Genomic DNA, 19,708 nt, shown 5'->3' on the forward strand with positions numbered 1-19,708 from the left:
TGTACACCTCTAATCCGGGTTTTATAAAAAATAGCACTACTGATGTAATGCGCTAGTTCACTCTTGAATTAGTCGATAATGCCCTCAAGCACTAATTGACGTAAGAGCTTCTTAGCGCGTGGGTAACCAATTGACAGACAGCTTTGTAAGTCTGAAACAGTTGGAGCTTTACCTAACTCACGGACTAACTCTACAGCCTTATCAAACTTCTCATCGAGCTTCTGAGGCTTCTCATCAGCGCTTTCCTCAACAGGCTCTTCAGGTACTGCAATAACATCCTCAAGATACTCTGGAGCACCAGCATACTCGCGCCAAGCATCAACCACAGCCTTAACGTCGTCGTTGCTAGTGAAGGCACCGTGAGCACGTGTTGCAGTACTTGAGCCGGTGAACTTGTAGAGCATATCGCCGTTACCAAGCAGACACTCAGCACCCTTCTCATCGAGCACAATAGTTGAGTCGATACGGTTTTGCACGGTAAAGGCCACACGTGATGGGAAGTTAGCCTTAATCATGCCGGTAACAACCTCTGAGCGAGGAGTCTGGGTTACGAGTACTAAGTGAATACCTGCAGCACGAGACTTGGCACTTAAACGTGCAATCAGGCTTTCTGGAGTACCATCCTTATCCTTCTTGCGACCGCTTTGTGCCATCAGGTCAGCAAACTCTTCAACCACAACTACAATCCATGGCAGCGGCTCAAGAGCAGTTGGGTGACCACCCATTTCAGCAGTCCATAAAGGATCAGGAACGGAGCGACCCTTGGCAGCCTCATCACGAATCAGATCGTTGTACTCAGCAAGCTTTCTTACGCCTAATAAGCTCATTAACTTGAAGCGGCGCTCCATTTCATCAACACACCAATTCAGCGCAATTGGAGTCTTCTCAGCTACATCAGTAATTACAGGAGTAATTAAGTGTGGCAGATCCTTGTAAATGGAGAACTCAAGCTGCTTAGGATCCACTAATATGAGTCTTAACTCAGCTGGGGATCTCTTGAGCAACATGGAAATGAGCATGGTGTTAAGACCTGCTGACTTACCAGAGCCAGTGGTACCAGCCACGAGTAAGTGAGGGCTTTCAGCCATATCCTTAACCACAGGATTACCCACTACCGATGCGCCTAAGCACATTGGCAGTACTGCCTTTGTCTCTTCAAACTCACGAGAAGAGGCCATATCAGCTAAGGTAATAAACTGTCTTTGATGGTTTGGTACCTCAAGACCTACGTATGAAGAGCCATCAATAATTGGCACCACACGTACATTAGGCACTAAAAGATTACGGCACAGCTCAGTTTCAATTGATGAAATGGCGCTACTCTTAACACCTGGTGACAGCTCTAAATCAAAGCGAGTAATAACCGGGCCAGTTAAGTAGTCAGCAACTTGTGCCTTAACGCCGTAAGAGGCTAAGACCTCATTAATACGCTCTGCAGTCTTTTCAAGTTCCTCAGGTGGAATCTCTACCTTGCTGCCAGAACGAGCCAGTAAATCTAAAGATGGACGCCAAGAGTCATAGCGACGACGTGGCACAGTGCATAAAGCCTTAGAGCCTGTATCTTCAAAGCTTGCAACTGGAGCTTGGGTTACACCTGCCATATAAGATGGCAGATTAGAGCTCGAGCTATTGTGAGCACCCATAAAGGCATTGCCAGCCTCGGACATATTATTGCCCTGGTAGCCATTTACCCCAACGTTCTGATTTAAATGACCGGCATTGTCAGCATGCTGCTCATGGCCTGCATGATCTACGCTCTGTGTATGCTCTTGGCTAGCAAACTGCTGAGGCTGCTCATAGTTATTTAAAGCATTCTCCTGAGCGCTCTCATAGTTATGCTGGTCATAACTCTCTTGAGCTACATCCTCAGCTTGATGGTTATCCATTGCCTGAGCATCGCCCTGGGCAAATGGAGCCATAGCATTAGCTTGAGGGTTCATAGCCATGTTATTACCATACATCATGCCCTGCTGCATACCTTGCTGCATAGCATTGTTTGCCATCATGCCCATCTGATTCATCATCGGCATGCCATTAGGCATCATTGGGACAAATTGACCATTTGGTAGCTGCATGTACTGACCCATTGGGCCTACACCCATTTGGCCCATAGCAGCCATATTTGGCATCATGCCCTGGCCATTAGCAGGGTACATCATGCCATTTGGCATTACCTGTACATACTGACCATTTGGCAGCTGCATGATTTGACCGTTTGGAGCCATACCAGGCATGGATTGCATTGGCATACCATTTTGATTCATACCCTGCATCTGCTGCATTGGCATGTTAGGCATACCCTGATAGCCCTGACCCATCATATTTGTCATGGAGCTATTATCAGCCTGTTGCTGCTCATTTACAGAAGTGGCATTGTTCTCATAGCTCTCATCAGCGCTATTGTCATCGGACTCAGACTCATTGTCATAAACATCCTCATCATCTTCTGAGGAAATAAATGAGTTGAGGTCAGCAAGCTCTTGCTTGCCATTTGACTGACTTGCGCCAAAGCCTGCAGCTACATGATTGTCTGACTCTTGTTGCTCTCTTGGTCCAAAGCCAGCTTGACGCTGTGACTTGCCTGAGACAATATCGGAGCCAAACTCATCATCAATATCGAACTTGCCAAATAGAGAGTCGTCGTGGGCGCTATTGAAGACATTAGAGCTATCGGAGCTGCCAAAAGAGTCTTCAATCTCAACATCATCCTCAGCATTATCAAACTGGCTGAAGTTAAAGCCACGAGTAATGTCGGCACGATGATTGTTTGCACTGCCACCAAAGGCTTGATCATCAATTGGCTCTTCTTGGCCAAAAGCTGGTAAATCATTGTGCAGAGCGGCCTCACGAGCAGCTTGCTCTTGGGCTAATCGTTGAGCCTCAGCCTGAGCTGCAGCTTCACGTGCGGCGATCTCAGCTGCTTCACGTGCGGCGATCTCAGCCGCCTCACGTTCTGCCTGCTCTGCTGCTTCACGTGCAGCTTGTTCGGCAGCTTCGCGTGCCGCCTGCTCTGCTGCCTCGCGTTCGGCTTGCTCGGCTGCTTCACGTGCTGCCATCTCTGCTGCCTCGCGTGCGGCTTGTTCGGCAGCCTCGCGTTCAGCCTTAGCAGCTGCTTGCTGTGCATCATCATCACGCAATGAGTGACGTACCTTGGCACTTTCCTCGCCTGGCATTGGAATAAAGGCTGAGCTTAAACCACCAACCTCAAAGCTCTTCACATTATCAAAGGAGATAATGTTGTCATTGTGCTCGCTGTTATCGACTGGAGCTGTTGGCTGTTCGTCTAACTTACTCTCTTCACTAAAGATGTGATCAGATGAGCCCTTGTCAGACTTATTAAAGCGGCTAAAGTCAAAGCTTGAGCTGGCCTTCTTTTGAACATGACCAGAGACAAACTCGCTAAAGTCATCCTCATCAGAGTCGCTAGTCTGACTTAAATCAACATTAACAGCACCTGCCTTGTGGCCATCAGAGAAGTCATAAGCATGCTCTGGCTCAAAGCTATCGGTATCAGAGTTCTCTTGCTTATCTAAATCTAAAGCACTATCACTTTCATGAGCGAGCTTTACACCTGCAGCAGCGCTGTCAATCTCGCTAGCTAAAGAACTTAAAGCCTTTAATACATCAGCCTTATCTGGAGCGGCGGCTGCACTTGCAGCAAGAGCAGCATCATTGGCACTCTTTGCATCTAAAGATACGGCTGCGGTAGCTGCACTTGAAGCAGCGCTATCGGCAACCGGAGCGGCATCAACGCTTACTCCTTCATCCTTATTTGCATCAGCATTAGCCTCGTCGCTAGAGGTGCTTGGGGCTTCAACTGGAGCTGGAGCTATCTGACGAGTGATTACAGTACGAGTAATGACAGTGGAGACACGGCCATCATCTTCTTCACTCTTATCCTCATCCTTAGCCTTGGCCTCATCTTTTGAGCTTGACTGCTCATCTTCGGCCTTATCCTCAGCTACACTCTTGTCTGAATCGGCTGCTTGCTCTATCTCTTCTTGGGCATGCTTCTCTTGAGCCTTGGCCTCTTCTTCTTGAGACTGCTTAGCTAAACGCTCTTTTTCTAAACGCTCTTGCTCAGCCTTGGCTGCGGCACGTGCAGCCTGAGCTGCAGCAAATTCTTTACGAGTATCACGAATGATAGTGCCAGGGCCCTTATCCTCCTCATCATCTTTCTCCTCAGGTTTGCTGTCTTCATCAACAACACCTGGAGTGATGTACTTAGGAGCTTCGCCCTTAGCCTTCTCGATACCATCGGCGTAAGTGCCAATATAGTGAGGGCCGTCATCTTCCTCACTCTTAAGATCAGCACTAGCCTCTTGAGCAGCCTGAGCCTCGGCCGCTTCTTGCTCAGCCTTAGCCTTTGCTTCAGCCTCTTCACGCTCAGCACGCTCTTTTTCTTCACGAGCCTTCTTCTGAGCCTCTAATTGAGCAGCAAAGACCTTAGGATCGGTACGCTGAACGATGGTATGAACCACACCCTCTTCTTTCTCCGCGTTATCCTTGGCCTCTTCTTTATCATCCTGAGACTTAGCACTTTCCTTAGCTGGATCCTCATCAAAGTGCTTAGCGGCATAAGTGCCATAACCATATGGGCGGTCTTCACTAATGTCACTTTGAGCAGAGCTATCTTGTGCATCGCCCTTGTCAGCTTCGCTCTTTGGTGAAGCAGCTTGTTCTTGAGATTGCTCTTGGTCTTTTGCTTTTAAGCGCTCTTGGGCAATTGCGTATGGATCGCCAGATGACTTTACCTTGGATACATCAGCTAAAACTACCTTACGCAGATTCTCGTTAATCGCCTCGCGCTCTTCATTGCTCAGTTCCTGCTCATCAGCTGCTTCTGCCTTACCATCGGCAGCTTTGAGCTGAGCTGTTGCAGACTGATTACCAGCTGCTAAAGCACCCTTAAGAGCAGAGCTTAAACCGCTCATAGCATTATCAATAGCTGCAGTAGCTGCAGAAGAAGCAGCTAAAGCTGCGCCAGTGGCTGCTGCAGCAGCTGGAATAGCTGCGCCTGCTGCTGCGGCAGGAGCACCAACACTGGCAGCTGCAGGAATAGCATCACTAGAAGCTAAAGCAGCACTAGTAGCTACTTGGGATACTGAACTTGCAATATCATCAGCAGCAGAGAGGTCTGAGCCTTCATCAGATGCAACAGAGCGTACAGCTGCAGCTAAAGCAGCACCTTGCTCACTCTCATCTGAAGATAACATGTTATTTCTAATATCAACGGCAGGGGCGGCCTCATTATTTACATCAGCAACCTCACTGCCCTGATCAAGCATGGCTTCACTATCAGTTTCACCAGGAATTGGCATTGGAGGTACGAGATCTTCTTGCTCATAAGACTGCTCCATAAAAGCATCATCTTGTGAACGCAGATTAGATCTAGTGCTACCTACATTTTCATCAGCTGCAGCTGACTCACCCTGCTCGTAACCATGCAAAGCTTGCTCGTAACCCTGAGCTCCCTGCTCCTGAGCATACTGTTGTGAGTCACTAGCTTGTGCCTCATAGTAAGCATCGCTTTGAGCATTGCCCTCTTGGTCATATCCTTGCTGAGCATCATTCTGATAAGGCATAGAGTTTTGAGCTGGGTAAGCAGCATCATTACCTGGGTAATTGTCCTCAGACTGATAAGCGCTGTCTTGAGCTTGGTAAGCAGCATCATCACCGAGGTAATTGTCCTCAGAGTGGAACTCACCATCTTGTGCCTGGTAAGAACCATCTGCTTGAAGGGCACCATCGCCCATTGTATCGTCGGATGTCTGCTCATTATTGATGCTAGACATTACACCAGCAAAGAAGTCAGGAGCGCCGCCCTGTGCACCTTGAGCTGCCATATCATCGCCAAAGACTGGCTCAATGCCGCCCTGAGCACCTTCTTGCATGCTGTTGCTAAAGTCATACTTAGAGGTATCAATCTCATCAGGATCTGAGTCGTACTCGCTAGTAAAGGCGTTTGGTTGCTCCATGAGCTCTTGCTCAGTAAGAGGCTGCTCTTCGTTGGTATCGGTATAAATATCCTCAAGCTCGCCGTCAGCAACAATATCGGATAACTCGTCGCTAGCATGTGCATCTGTTGCCATGGCTGCGCCTACAGAAAGGGCTGCAACAGTACCTGCACCAGTTAAGGCAGGATCTAAAGAAACATTGTCGGTATCGGTAATCTCAGTACGCTTCTTGGTCTTTTCGCTGCCAGATGGCACCACCTTGAAGAACAACTCACCAATGCGCTCAAACAAAGCAAACGGAGTACTACCTGACATAAAGGCAATACCGCTTATCATCACTAAACCAAAAGTTAAAACAGTGAGGATATTTGGAACAAAGAGGTCAAAGAAGATATTGAGCATGTCGCCAAGCAAGCCACCTGCACCGGTGGAGCCTAAATCGGCAAAGCGAGAGAGAATACCTGCAGCGCCAATTAACACGCAGTTAAAACCTAAGATACGTAGACCTGCTTTGTAAAAATCAGCACGCCATATGTCTACAGGCTTTAATAAAATGAAATAGCCCACATAGACAATAGCAAAACAAAACAGATAGCTAAGAGCGCCAAAATGCTCGAAGAAAAAGCTGGCTACTGAGGAGTCGGAATCGCCATAACCTGCAGTGTCTACCTTGCCTACAATGAGCTCACCACTCAAACGAGCAGAAGAGCCACTTTGGAAGTCTAAACAGAAATAGACACATAATAAGCTCAGTCCAACACTTAACATGAACAGCACTTTGCGTAGTGGACTACGCTGAGCACCCTTCTCATGCGCCCCTTGTGAAGCAGCCATACTTCAATCTCCTATCCGATACCTTTGTCATACCGTTATCTAAGCTTTACAAGCTGCAACTAAAAAGCACTGTACTTTAGAGCCAGAAAAGTAGCTTGTATTTCTTAGACTTGGCATCACCACTAAGATACAAAACGCTTAGGCATGCGCTTTATTGCATAAGACGCATGCCTAAACCTTTTAACAAAAATCCATGAAAAAAAACTTTAGGCAAAGTAATGCCCTAAAGCTTTTTCTGAAACTGAAAAGTATACGGCATCCTAGACTCTTTAGAAAGAACAAAGACACCGTAAAAGTCAGCATCCGCCCACAACTTTGCAAACAAATTTCAAGATTATGTAAAAAGTCACTTATCAAGCGACATGGCTTTTAATCTTGCAACATAAACAACGCCCGTAACACTACATGTAGAAAGCAACCTACACATCTCAATTTGCACTCACGGATAGCAGTAGTGAACTTACTTAAACTTTCGTGCTCATAAGTCTTTTCTGATGGCTTAATAAACATGAATTTGCCTTTCAAGTGCTAAAGGCAAAAGTTACCCACAAGATATAGTGATGCGTGGTTAAAGGAATGTTTACTCTTAGTAAAGAAATGACGCTACATGCCCTGATGGAAATATGAAAAGTTGTGTAATTTTTAAAAATTTTTGGTAAAAACACATTAGAACACGTCGATTTTTATGAAAAACTTACGAAAAATCTGTTTTTAGTGTCGAATCTTGATAAACTCAGAAAGTTACCTTTTTATTAATTGCGTAACACTAAGCTTTGACGCTCTAATGTTCATAGCTGCACTGTGCTTGCATTAAGCATCAAACTGCAGTCCTCTTGTAAGGCAAGCTTATTTTCAAGCTACAGTTTGAAAAGAGCATTTATTTAGATAACTTGCTCTAATGATTGCTTTAATGCCTATGTTTGTTTTGCATCTTCGAATCACGGCATCTACTTAAGAGTCGTTATGCGCTTGTATATCAACTTTTAGCTGCAAAGCGCTGTAGCTTTGCATCAAATATTTAACAGCTTAGGCAAATGTGCGCTAAACTATTAAGGTTGATATGCTTTTTCAAACTAGTTAGATACCAATGTGGTTTTAATTCTAAAACTTAAGCACTGGTACAAAAGCTAGAGTGGCAACCTGATCATTGCGTTTGCTAATGACCGCTTGCATGCTGTATCCGAGGTTTAGCTTTGTATAAAGCTAAGCATTTACTCAACACACGGCTCATTAAGGTCAGCTTTAATGATGACTTTAATCATGCCTATCGCAAGCTTAGCCTTGATAGTTTGTTGATGTAGCTTAGGTATACAGTGCAGTAAGTAGAGTTGCTATCGCTTGTTCACACTCATGCGATACCCGCTCTTACATGCTGCTATTGGGTAGATTACTGTTTCGCTCAAAGGGATCTGAAGTGTTAGACTTTTTAATCTCCTTCTTTACTGACTATGGCTACATGGCCGTATTTGGCATCTTAATTCTTTGTGGCTTTGGTCTCCCTGTCCCTGAAGATATTACCTTAGTATCTGGTGGTGTTATTGCAGGTCTGGATTTAGCAAATCCTCATACCATGGTGATTGTTGGTCTTGCCGGTGTGTTAATTGGCGATAGCACTATGTTTATTGCCGGACGAGTGTTTGGTTATCGTATCCAACGTATTCGCACCTTTAGAAAGATCTTATCCCCACGCCGCTTCTCCCATATTCAAAGAAAGTTTAAACAATACGGCCTTTCCTTATTATTCATTGCCCGTTTCTTACCTGGCTTAAGATCCCCAATCTTCCTCGTTGCCGGTATGAGCCGCCGTATCCCATATCTTACCTTTCTATTAATTGACGGCTTTGCCGCAATAATCTCTGTACCAGTATGGGTCTATCTTGGTTACTTCTTTGCTGATAACTTAGATCTGTTAATGCAGTACGTAAAAGACGTACAGACTATGATCTATGCAGCTCTCTTCTTAGTATTTGCTGTAGTTCTCATCATTTACTTAAAGAAGCGTTTCCACTCTAAGATGTCAAAGTTTTCTGATGACTCTAACTGCAATTGCGAGCCTACTACTCCAATTACCCGTGAGCAGGCTGCAAAGATTGTAAAAGGCGAGTCTTTATGCGAGTGCACTGGACAAGAGGCTGCTAAGCAAGCTGCCAAGCAAGACTCTACAACTTCAACACAAAGTGCAGCTAAAAGCGCTGCAGCTGAAGACGAGCTTGAGCATAAAGAGGCAGACAAAGTAGAAAAGAACTTTGCCTCAATTGGCACTCCTAAGAAAGTGCAGCTAAACAAAAAGCCTAACTAAGTTTACGCACTAACGTGAACATTGAAAAAGCCGGCTCATGCCGGCTTTTTCATATCTACCTCAACTACAAATCAAAAGCCCCCATCCCTTGCCATCCGCAGCACTTAATCTCAGGCCCACATCCGTTGTCATCAGCCGCATATACCTATCCATTGGTATCGGCTGCTGTTAATCTCACGCCCAATCCAATGCCATCAGCAGCACTTAATCTCGCGCCACAGAAGTGCTTAGCTCGTTTCACCCAAACTGCACTCAACAATTAACGTTAAGGTTTACAAATTTCATCTAGGCCGCATACACACTATCTTTAACAGGTCTCAAGCGAACTTTTCGCTTATTTTGGCTATTAGCACCTTTTTTGATCACAAAACAAAAGAGCTAGCATTTACGAGTCAAATCCGCACCATCTTGGTGATACTTTTTGATCATGTGGTATCATTAGCCCCGCTTCTTAAGCCTCTTTGATGGCTTATGTAAGAACTTCTAAGACGCATCAGTGTTAAGCATCTTGTTTACCTTAAGCGTCTAAACTTCGCTAAATTTCGGAACTACCCATACCTTTTGCAATCAGTACTTAACTGATGCGGGTGAAAGGCGCAGCATAAGGGGCACTAATGCCATCGAGTCGATGGATAGTGCATGAGGTCTTGTTCCTGTTTGTGACATGGTTGTATCTTCATCTTTGTAAAAACTCCTATCAAAGAGCCTTCTACGTTTCTCTTCAATACGTAGTCTTTGCGTACATGAATTAAGTTACGTTTAAACCAAACGTAGCACTGTTTATGTCACCTGCTCGATAGACTTTTTACTACCTAAAAATTGTGAAATAGAGAAGATCGCCTAACAAATCTAGGAAAGCTTACTTATGACAATGGATCAGATTACTGAAATAGTCCGTGATATTAACTCTATCTTATGGGGACCTTGGTGCCTTATTCCTATCTTAGTTGGTACCGGTATCTTCTTTACTTTTAAGACCCGCTTTGTTCAAGTAAGACAATTTGGTCGTGCCTTTAGACACGTGTTTGGCAACTTCTCCTTTAGTGGAGAGAAGGCCGGTCAACATGGTATGACCTCATTCCAGTCTTTAGCTACCTCTATTGCTGCACAAGTTGGTACTGGTAACCTAGCTGGTGTGGCTACTGCTATGGTGATGGGCGGCCCAGGCGCTATCTTCTGGATGTGGGTTGCTGCATTCTTTGGTATGGCTACTATCTTTGCTGAGGCTGTACTAGCACAGGTTTACCGTACTCGTGACGGTCAAGGTCATATCACCGGCGGTCCTTCTTACTACATCTATAAAGGCTTAGGCTTAAAGTCCTTATCCATCATCTTCGCCATCCTCATCATTGTTGCTTTAGGCTTTATCGGCAACATGGTGCAGGCAAACTCCATTACTACAGCTTTCTCTAGCGCATTTAACGTACCAAACTGGTTCTCCGGCATGATCTTAATCTGTCTTGCTGGTTTTATCTTCATCGGCGGTATTAAGCGTATTGCTTCCTTTGCCGAGAAGATTGTTCCTTTCATGGCAGGTGTATACGTTCTTGGCGCTGTTTACATCATGCTCATAAACTATGACATGGTGCTGCCTGCATTTAAGGCCATTATCATTGGTGCATTTAATCCTGAGGCAGCAACTGGTGGTGTTATCGGTGCTTCGATTAAAGAAGCTATCCGCTATGGTGTAGCTCGTGGTCTGTTCTCTAACGAAGCTGGTATGGGTTCTACCCCTCACGCTCACGCAGTTGCTCGTGTAAAGCACCCAGCTGAGCAGGGCTTAGCCGCTATTATCGGCCTTACCATTGATACCTTCATCGTGCTCAACGCTACTGCCTTAGTAATCTTAGTTACTGGCTCTCTTGATGGCACTACCACTGGTATCGTGTTAACCCAGACTGCCTTCATTAAAGGCATGGGTGAGGCAGGTGCAGGCTTTGTGGCCGTGTGTCTGTTCTTTGCGGCCTTTACCACCATTATTGGATGGTACTTCTTTGCAGCCCAAAACTTCAAATACATCTTCGGCTATCGCAACCTCAATATGTTCTCAGTTCTAGTACTGTGCTTCTTATTAATGGGCTCATTCTTAGAAGTAGACTTAGTGTGGGAGCTTGCCGACATGTTTAACGGCCTCATGGTAATCCCTAACATTCTGGCTGTTATCGGTCTTTATAAGTTAGTAACTCGTGCGGTCTCTGACTACGACGATAAGTACTTAAAGGGTGTACGTCCATTATTTGGTCCATCTGAAGTACTCACTAACCGCTTTGCCAACCTGCAGGCTGTAATGCGTCGTGCTATGTCAAAAGACTACATCGAAGAGAAGAACGATCGCAACGACTAATTAAGTACTCTCTCATTCATAAGCGCAATCACTGCGCATACAAAAGCCGCTTTTATAGCGGCTTTTGTATTTGTACAATGAAGCTAGACCATTTGTTAAGCAACTGCAGCTATAGTATGGAAGTATGCTGCAGTGGTTTAGTTCTTTTGCAACAGCAACCCTGACCTTTTAGCTTGGCAGTAACTCTGTTTTTTTGGACGGTAACGATTAGGTTCTTTTCGGGCGCTATCTACATCTTGCGTTAGGCATCGCGGAGGGCATCATGGATTTTGAAATTACTAGTGAAGGTGAGCTCATCAAATATCATGGCAAAGGTGGTGATGTTGTAATCCCCGAGGGCGTTAAGTTTTTAGCTAAGCGTGATGTCTTTAGCTCCAAAACTAGAATTAAGAGCATCTTTCTGCCTAAAAGCTTCATTGGCCATCACTACAGTCCGTATTATTATCGCTATGTCTTTGAATGGTCTGAAAAAGAGCAAAAGGTCGTAAAAAGATATTATGATGAAGGCCGAACCGATCTAAGTGCGCAGCATAATAATCTTTATGCCTACCTGTGCCACATGCAATTGCCCTATCTTATAAGCTACAAAGTCCATGAGGATAACGTAGTTTACTCGGTGCGTGATGGACTTTTGTATTCTAAAGATAAGCGCTACTTGTTAGGCGTTCCATCTAAGAGTACAGCCAATATTGTTTTTGAAGATGCAGAATGCAATATCAGCTACGCTGCAGTTCAATACCTTAAGACTAAGGTTATCAAAGCTGAGTTTCATGGCGATTTTCTTTCTACTAAAACTGTTTATTGCGCCAAGGAGCTTCAGAACAAAACTGTGGCTCTTTATCTTCCTAATGTCACACGCGTCGATAAATACCTTAGAGAAAAAGAAGTCTATGAGGACGCCCCTCCTGCCATACTGATCGCGCCAAAGCTTAACTTAGATGAGGTTAAGAATTATGTTTCAAGACAAGTAGCCTTAGGCTATTGCCTTGAGCCTCAACTCTTTGATGAGGTCCAAGCTCACAAGTGCCAAGAAGTCTTAGCAGAAGAAGAGGTTTTTCTGCACAAATACGCTCTTGGCCATAAGCTATCTAATGTTGTGGATGCATACAAAAGCATATGGGACAAATGGCTCTTAAAAGACCGCCCATTAAGTTGCGAAGAGGATGCATGTAGATATCTGTTCGATGCAGTTATATATGGAACTGACGAGCAAGTTCGTACTACCCTTGATACCTTAGATTACGACTTTTGGGGCCGACACAAGGAATATGGCCACAGAGCAAACTATAACGGAGCACAGATCTTAGCTGTAGCCTGTCGTTACGGTGGCGTCAATAAGCTAAAAGCCCTGCTTGATACGCAGAAGTTTTGTAGTGCTAAAACCAAAGAAGCTCCGGTTACGAGCATCGAATATTTTCTCAATACGAGGCTGTATTTATTTTGCTCTGGCTATCCACATTTTTGCTCATATGACGTGTCTAAAGATCTCGCAGTAACAGAGAAGGACGAGCTTAGAGATCGCCATCCTTTAAGCGAGGAGCAGCGTATTGACTGTATACAACTGCTGATTCAAAGATTCATACTCGATAAGGCAAAACTAAGCATACTGTGTTTCTTTGCCTTGATGGAAGGAGAGCAAAAGATCGCGTCTTTCATGCGCACTAAAGGAGCTGTATTTACTGATTTCTACAGCTATGTGGATGGGCATCTTCCTTATTACGATTATGAAAAAGCCGTCAAATACAGCATACAGACCCAAAATAATGGCCTTTCTCAATTAGTAGGCTACTTACGCGAGGATAATGCCAAGATTCGCCTCTCTGAGCGTATTCTTACTAACTTACTTACTGAGCACTCTGATCTTTTGTTTGAGATCTTTGACTGTTTAGAAATAGCCCCAGCAGTGATGTCCTCTCTTATTTCTAAATGTATTACCAAAAACTTAGGATCATTATTAATTGAGTTCATTAAGCGTGGCAAGATTAAAACTAAGGCATCACTTGAGCGTTACATCGATCTATCCACATCTAATAAGGCTAGTGAGATCACGGCTATTTTGCTTGAATACAAGAACACTACGTTTGATATCAAGCGCAGCAAACGCGCATCGCTAAGATTATAGCTTTGAAAACAAAAAGACCGCCTCAGATCATAAGATCTCAGACGGCCTTTTAGAGCTTTATCTTAGAAGGACTGAGCCACCGCATCGGTGCTGTTCTATAGCTTTAGCCTAGAAAAACTAGGCTACGGCATCGGTGCTGTTTTAGAGCTTTATACGAGAAAGCCTCGGCTACGGCCTTAGCGCTGCCTTGCAGCTTGCGCCTAGAAGGATTGGGCTACAGCCTCAGAGCTGTTTTGGAGCTCAAACGATGAGTTTTTAGTGTAGGTTAAAACTCGATCGTGCTTGTCGATGAGTGTAGAGCGGTGGCCTACTGACACAATCACTGTATCTTTGAGCTCTTGCTTTAAGACGTCATAAACAAGTGACTCACTCTTTTCATCCATAGCCGAGCTTGCCTCATCTAAGAAAAGAATGTCTGGCTTATTGAGCAAGGCACGCACGATAGCAACTCGCTGCTGCTCGCCTAAAGAGAGGATATGATTCCATGTATCCACCTCATCTAAGTGCGCAATCAGATGCTCTAAACCTAAGAGCTTGAAGTACATTTCGGTCTTACCTTCTGTCTCAGGAACACTTGGGTAGGACGCAGCAAGACGCAAGGAGCCTTGAGGTAAATAAGGCTTTTGGCTTAAGAATAAGCAACTTGAGTCTTTAATGTAATGCACTTCACCATCAGCATAAGGCCAAATACCAGCCACAGCCTTTAATAATGTGGACTTACCGCAGCCTGATGGACCACGAATTAACAGTGACTCACCTGAGCTTAAGCTTAAGTTGAGCTTATCGAGCAGAAGCACATGACGTGGGCTATTAACGGTTAAGTTCTTAATCTCGATCTTGTCGCTATCACGCTCAACCTTTAAGCACTTAAGCTTTTCAGCCTCTTCAATAGAGATGTAGAACAAGGATAAACGGTCAACAACAGACTTCCATGAGGCCCATGCAGTGAAGTTAGAAACTAAGGTAGATAGCGAATCCTGAACCCGACCAAAAGCAGAACTAATCTGCATAATCGAACCCATGGTAATGATCTTGGCAAAGTAGAGCGGTGCAGAGATCAGCATTGGGAAGATCACCGCAGTCTGAGCATAACCTAAGGTTAAGAAGCCTAAGCGCTTGGTGCAGACAATCAGCTTGATATAGTTAGTAACTAAATCACCAAAGCTGTGACGTAAGTACTTATTCTCTTCCTCTTCACCCTTGTACATAGAGATAGACTCGCTATTCTCACGTACACGAATCAAAGAGAAACGGAAATCAGCTTCATAACGCTGTTGTCTGAAGTTGAGCTTAACTAATGGCTTACCTAAATAGAAGGTTAAGGCAGTACCGATGACGGCATAGAGCAAGGCTAAATAGCACATATAGCCATCAGGCAAAGAGAGCTCATAGCCTAAGACGGTGATATCTACAGCTGAGGATAAATTCCACAGCACAATACCGAAAGTAACCATCATGGCTAAATCAGTTGCAGTACCTAAGATCAAACCAATAGTTGAAGAAACAAAGAGATTGAGATCTTCAGCGATACGCTGATCAGGGTTATCAGTCTTTTTGTCAGTTAACTGCAGCTTGTAGTAATTATCATTGCTCAGCCAACGATCCATAGTCTTACCGGTAAGCCACTTACGCCAATTGATCGAAAGACACGACTTTAAATAAGCGTTATAGACTGTAACCAACACGTGAATCGATGCCAAGGTAGCAAAGACTACAAGCTTTTGCTTAAAGCCGTCGATATCGTAGTTTTGAATGGTATCCCAGAAGTCTTTGTACCAAGTGTTGATAGAGGTAGCGATATAGACAGAGCCACCTGTGAGCGAAATGATACACACTAAGTAGAACCATGACTTCATAGAGTCACGGCAACCCCAATAGCTCACTAACATACGCCAGAAAGCTATTAAAGTTATCTTCAGTGGCAAACTATCAGTACCATAGCCTTGGCTCTTTTGAGCAGCACTTGCAGTATTTGCTTCGCTATTGGCACTAGCACTTACTTTTGAATCTAGCTTTTCAGGAGACTCACCCATCGAGACTCTCTCCAACTAAGAAGGTTACAAGACCAGCGAATGGTCCATAAAAACGGATATGTTCTGTTTGAGGAAATCTATTGTGCCACAACAAAGATAGTTACACCTTAGATGTGCCCTCAAAAAACCAGTTCTTTCGCAGTACACAGCAGAATGCCCAGTTCTTTCGCACTACACAGCAAAATGCCCTGTTCTTTCGCACTACACGGCAAAATGCCCAGTTTTTTAGTACGACATAGAAAAAAGCCGCGCTCAACGGCGCGGCATGTAAGGTGAGAAAGGCTCACCTAAATAACCAATCGAACGTTATGATTAAATCTGTGGTGGCAGTTTAAAGAGCTTTTCTAAGTAGCAAGCAACACCATCATCTAAGTAGTTGAAGGTATGATACTTAGCCACTGCCTTAAGCTTAGGCATAGCGTTACTTACTGCTACACCAACACCAGCCTCAGCCACCATCTCAATATCATTCTCAGCATCACCAAAGGCGGCTACATTATCTAGGGTGATATTAAGAATCTTACACAGCTTAGCTAAGGTAGTGCCCTTGTTGCAGCCCTTGATCATAAACTCGAGGAAGTTTGGATGAGTGCGGGCAATAGTAAAACGCTCTCCAAAGTCTGCAGGGAGTGACTCTCTCATGCGATCAAGCTTATCCTCATCGCCTACAGCAATGACCTTGTAAGCCTTTTCTTCCTTATTAAGGCCATCAGGGAAATCAATGAACTCAAAAGGTTGCATGGAGGAGGCAATCTCCATCTCGGTAAAGATGATATTGCTCTCGGTTAAGAGGTAGCGACGAGTAGAGTATGCGTGGATAACGCAATCAGCGCGGCGAGCAGCAGCTTCAAGATCAATAATGTCCTGAGCTGCAAGATAGCTAACTTCGAGATCTTGATTGATGTCATCAAGATTAATTAAGGAACCGCCATTAAAGCAGACACAGTAGCCATGACCTTTATCAAGACCCAAGGTTTTAGCAAAGCCTTGAATACTTTCAGGTGCACGACCAGTACAAATGGCTACAGTAACACCCATTTCTTGAATCTTATGAACAACCTTAATGAGACGCTCAGAGAAAGTCTTATCCTCTCTTAAGGTAGTGCCGTCCATATCTAAAGCAACCAGCTTTACAGGCGGCATAGTCTCGAGGTTTGGTAAGGTCATGTCAGAGTTCTTAGCCTCTTCACTAACCTCAACTGTCATGTACTTAGTTTCGAGCTCTTCTTGAGTCTTGCTATCAAGGTGTTCTAATGACATAGGTTTCAGCTTCAAAATAAATAATCATGCACAAAGTGCTCTAAACCTGATAAGGCTGGAAATGATCCTGCCCCAAGGCTCAATAATAATAGCCTAAAACTTGAATGTTTGTCACACTTTGCAAAATTAGCTTCACAAAAAACTACCCTCCACAAAATTAACTAAAGCATGTTTTGCGACTCTCCATAAATGCATGACAAAGTAGAGTCTTTATAAGCTGTATTTTCAAAACCAGCATAGCGATGCAATCATAAATAAAGATTACACAACTATCATTACACTATTTATTGCAGGCAAAAAATAAGGCAGAGCCTTTGCAGGTTCTGCCTTATCTATAATTCTTTAGTTCGCTTTTACGTAAGAGCTATTACTTAGCAGGAACGATGTTAACCTTAACAACAGTCTTAACGTCAGCGTGGAACTGTACAGCAATCTCGTACTCGCCGATTGAGCGGATAACGCCCTCTGGCATACGGATCTCAGACTTGTGAGCCTCAACGCCAGCAGCAGTTAATGCCTCAGCGATGTCACGAGTACCGATAGAACCGAATAACTTGCCCTCGTCACCAGCGTTAGAACCGATGGTAACAGAACCGAGCTCTTCGAGCTTAGTAGCACGAGCCTGAGCTGCAGCTAACTCTTCAGCGATCTTAGCAGCGTACTTAACGCGATCCTCTTCGAACTTCTTTAAGTTCTCTTCGTTAGCTAAAACAGCCTTCTTTTGTGGTAACAGGAAGTTACGAGCGTAACCGTTGCGTACCTTAACCTTGTCACCGAGACCGCCTAAGTGGGCGATCTTATCGAGCAGAATAACTTCCATTTAGAAAATTCCTTTTAATCTTTGAAGCCAATTAAAACAAAGAGTGAATTAACGGCTGTGAAGATCGGTGTAAGGTAACAGAGCTAAGAAGCGAGCACGCTTGATAGCAGTAGCAAGCTGACGCTGGTACTTGGCGCTGGTGCCAGTAATGCGGCTTGGAACGATCTTGCCAGACTCGGTTACGTAGTTACGTAATAAAGCTACGTCCTTGTAATCGATCTCAGAAACACCCTCAGCGGTGAAACGGCAGAACTTACGACGATGGAAATAACGGGCCATTTACTAGTCCTCCAAATTAAGCTTCTACAGCTGAAACTTCAGCATCAGAAGACTCGTCACGGTCGCCACGGCGACGGGTGTCGTTGTCCTCACGAGCTGCACGACGGTCCTCGCGAGCCTTCATCATTGGAGATGGCTCGGTAACTGGGCCTGAAGTGCGGATGACTAAGTTACGGATTACAGCGTCGTTGAAACGGAAGTTGTTCTCAATGCTGTCAATAGCCTCTTGCTCAGCCTCTACGTTCATTAAAACGTAGTGTGCCTTGTGAAGCTTTAAGATAGGGTAAGCAAGCTGACGACGGCCCCAATCCTCAAGACGGTGAATCTTGCCGCCAGTCTTCTCGATCTCGCCCTTGTAACGCTCGATCATGCCTGGTACCTGATCTGACTGATCTGGGTGAACCAAGAAAATGATTTCGTAGTGACGCATGAAATGCCCCTTACGGTAAAAGTCTAAAATTTTCAGTCGTATTTTAGACAAGGAAGCTGATGTAGCATCCCTTCATGGGTATGCTTACATGACTGAAGTGCGTTGTATTCTACCTGAATTTGGCCGTAATGCAAGATATAAATCACATTTTTTAGCAAGTTTCAGCCTACAACAGCCCCGATGCGCAAAAACCATCATATACAAGCCATTTAAAAAAAAGATCACAGCCTTAAGATCGCCACAAGATCTTGGCACTTACCCCAAAAAGATCTTAAAAACTCACCAAGATCACCGCAAGCTAACAGCTGTAGGCAAGTCCAAAGGGCTTACAAGATCATAAGATCTTAAATCTGTTAATTGCTCCGACCTCGTTTGACAGGATTTAACTCTAAGCCTTCCACAAAAACAGTACCTAAAAATGACAAAGCCGCCTTATGTGACTAAGACGGCTTAAGCAAATAACAATCTAAACTTACACCTCGCCTAATACAGGCATAGTGACCTTAGTTTAGCTTGATTTAATTATTTAGCAGAACGCTGACGTACTGCCTCAAAGACAGCAATACCAGCTGCTACAGATACGTTGAGTGAATCTACACCATCTGCCATAGGAATCTTGGTTAAAGCGGCGCACTTTTCACGAGTTAAACGACGCATGCCGCTATCTTCTGAGCCCATAACTATAGCAAGGCCACCGTTAAAGTCGGTCTCATAAATAGTCTGCTCAGCGCTACCATCCATACCAATGCAGCGGATTGAGCGCTCTTCAAGATCGTCCATTACGCGAGCTAAGTTGGTGATAGCAAAGAAAGGTACAGCACTAGCAGCACCTGCAGCAGCCTTACGTGCAGCAGGGTTTAAGCTTGCTGACTTGTCCTTTGGCACGATAACACCATGGCAACCACCAGCCCAAGCAGAACGCATTACGGCACCTAAGTTTCTAGGATCAGTAACGCCATCTAAGATCACGAAGAATGGAACTTCTTGCTTTTGCTCAAGCTCATCTAAGTAATCTAAAAGATCTTGCTCATTCTTAGGAGGAGTAGCCTTCATCTCAATGATGATGCCCTGATGCACACCGCCTTCGGCCTTCTCATCAATGAAGTGGCGCATAGCAGTCTGAGGCACGATACCATAGATGGACAGATCGCGGATCAGCTTACTAATACGCTTGTCATCTTCACGTCCCTTTACTACCCATGCAGAAAGGATCATATCTGGAGAGGTTTCGATAGCCTGCTCTACAGCGCTGATGCCATAAACAAGCTCACGATTGCGACTCTTCTTTTGCAGTTGCATTAATTACATTCCTAACAAAACGCATGAAGGG

10 protein-coding genes are annotated in these 19,708 nt (G+C 44.6%); 3 read left to right on the forward strand and 7 right to left on the reverse strand.

The annotated features are described in order from the left end of the window. Positions 1-68: 68 nt before the first annotated feature. A complete protein-coding gene (locus tag RDO37_RS02455) occupies positions 69-6,791 on the reverse strand; it encodes a DNA translocase FtsK 4TM domain-containing protein (RefSeq protein WP_308497988.1) in 6,723 nt (2,240 codons plus the stop codon). 1,414 nt (positions 6,792-8,205) lie between these two features. On the opposite strand from RDO37_RS02455, the gene RDO37_RS02460 reads away from it, so the two are divergent. The 3 genes from RDO37_RS02460 (at position 8,206) to RDO37_RS02470 (ending at position 13,556) form a co-directional block, all read left to right on the forward strand. Next, the gene (locus RDO37_RS02460; protein ID WP_308497989.1) at positions 8,206-9,090 is read left to right on the forward strand and encodes a DedA family protein; all 885 of its coding nucleotides are present in this window, start codon (positions 8,206-8,208) and stop codon (positions 9,088-9,090) included. Positions 9,091-9,955: 865 nt separating this feature from the next. Then, positions 9,956-11,434 carry a sodium:alanine symporter family protein gene (locus RDO37_RS02465; protein WP_308497990.1) on the forward strand — a complete coding sequence of 493 codons (1,479 nt, stop codon included), beginning with the start codon at positions 9,956-9,958 and terminating at the stop codon, positions 11,432-11,434. Positions 11,435-11,696: 262 nt separating this feature from the next. Then, positions 11,697-13,556 carry a hypothetical protein gene (locus tag RDO37_RS02470; protein WP_308497991.1) on the forward strand — a complete coding sequence of 620 codons (1,860 nt, stop codon included), beginning with the start codon at positions 11,697-11,699 and terminating at the stop codon, positions 13,554-13,556. A 200-nt stretch (positions 13,557-13,756) separates the two neighbouring features. Here RDO37_RS02470 and RDO37_RS02475 read toward each other — a convergent pair whose 3' ends face one another. From RDO37_RS02475 to rlmB, 6 genes are all read right to left on the reverse strand, one after another. Then, positions 13,757-15,589, reverse strand: a complete 1,833-nt coding sequence (locus RDO37_RS02475; protein WP_308497992.1) for an ABC transporter ATP-binding protein/permease — start codon at positions 15,587-15,589, stop codon at positions 13,757-13,759. Between the two features lie 312 nt (positions 15,590-15,901). Next, entirely contained in the window at positions 15,902-16,849 is a 948-nt protein-coding gene (locus RDO37_RS02480; protein WP_308497993.1) for a Cof-type HAD-IIB family hydrolase, read from the reverse strand. A 367-nt stretch (positions 16,850-17,216) separates the two neighbouring features. After that, a complete protein-coding gene (gene rplI / locus RDO37_RS02485; protein WP_027938954.1) occupies positions 17,217-17,669 on the reverse strand; it encodes a 50S ribosomal protein L9 in 453 nt (150 codons plus the stop codon). 48 nt (positions 17,670-17,717) lie between these two features. Then, complete coding sequence (gene rpsR, locus RDO37_RS02490) at positions 17,718-17,948, reverse strand: 30S ribosomal protein S18 (RefSeq protein WP_027938953.1); 231 nt, start codon at positions 17,946-17,948, stop codon at positions 17,718-17,720. Positions 17,949-17,964: 16 nt separating this feature from the next. After that, positions 17,965-18,378, reverse strand: coding sequence for a 30S ribosomal protein S6 (gene rpsF / locus RDO37_RS02495; protein WP_027938952.1), 414 nt, complete (start codon positions 18,376-18,378; stop codon positions 17,965-17,967). A gap of 522 nt (positions 18,379-18,900) precedes the next feature. Then, positions 18,901-19,677: a 23S rRNA (guanosine(2251)-2'-O)-methyltransferase RlmB gene (gene rlmB / locus RDO37_RS02500; protein ID WP_273323967.1), complete on the reverse strand. Its 777-nt coding sequence runs from the start codon at positions 19,675-19,677 to the stop codon at positions 18,901-18,903. Positions 19,678-19,708: the final 31 nt, after the last annotated feature.

Source organism: uncultured Anaerobiospirillum sp., from assembly GCF_902485895.1.
Classification (GTDB): domain Bacteria; phylum Pseudomonadota; class Gammaproteobacteria; order Enterobacterales; family Succinivibrionaceae; genus Anaerobiospirillum; species Anaerobiospirillum succiniciproducens.

What these genes read in the sequence shown, in the direction of transcription:
- RDO37_RS02455 (WP_308497988.1), bottom strand. Translation starts at nt 6,791, where the DNA reads ATGGCTGCTTCACAAGGGGCGCATGAGAAGGGTGCTCAGCGTAGTCCA.
- RDO37_RS02465 (WP_308497990.1), top strand. Translation starts at nt 9,956, where the DNA reads ATGACAATGGATCAGATTACTGAAATAGTCCGTGATATTAACTCTATC.
- RDO37_RS02470 (WP_308497991.1), top strand. Translation starts at nt 11,697, where the DNA reads ATGGATTTTGAAATTACTAGTGAAGGTGAGCTCATCAAATATCATGGC.
- RDO37_RS02475 (WP_308497992.1), bottom strand. Translation starts at nt 15,589, where the DNA reads ATGGGTGAGTCTCCTGAAAAGCTAGATTCAAAAGTAAGTGCTAGTGCC.
- RDO37_RS02480 (WP_308497993.1), bottom strand. Translation starts at nt 16,849, where the DNA reads ATGTCATTAGAACACCTTGATAGCAAGACTCAAGAAGAGCTCGAAACT.
- rplI (WP_027938954.1), bottom strand. Translation starts at nt 17,669, where the DNA reads ATGGAAGTTATTCTGCTCGATAAGATCGCCCACTTAGGCGGTCTCGGT.
- rpsR (WP_027938953.1), bottom strand. Translation starts at nt 17,948, where the DNA reads ATGGCCCGTTATTTCCATCGTCGTAAGTTCTGCCGTTTCACCGCTGAG.
- rpsF (WP_027938952.1), bottom strand. Translation starts at nt 18,378, where the DNA reads ATGCGTCACTACGAAATCATTTTCTTGGTTCACCCAGATCAGTCAGAT.
- rlmB (WP_273323967.1), bottom strand. Translation starts at nt 19,677, where the DNA reads ATGCAACTGCAAAAGAAGAGTCGCAATCGTGAGCTTGTTTATGGCATC.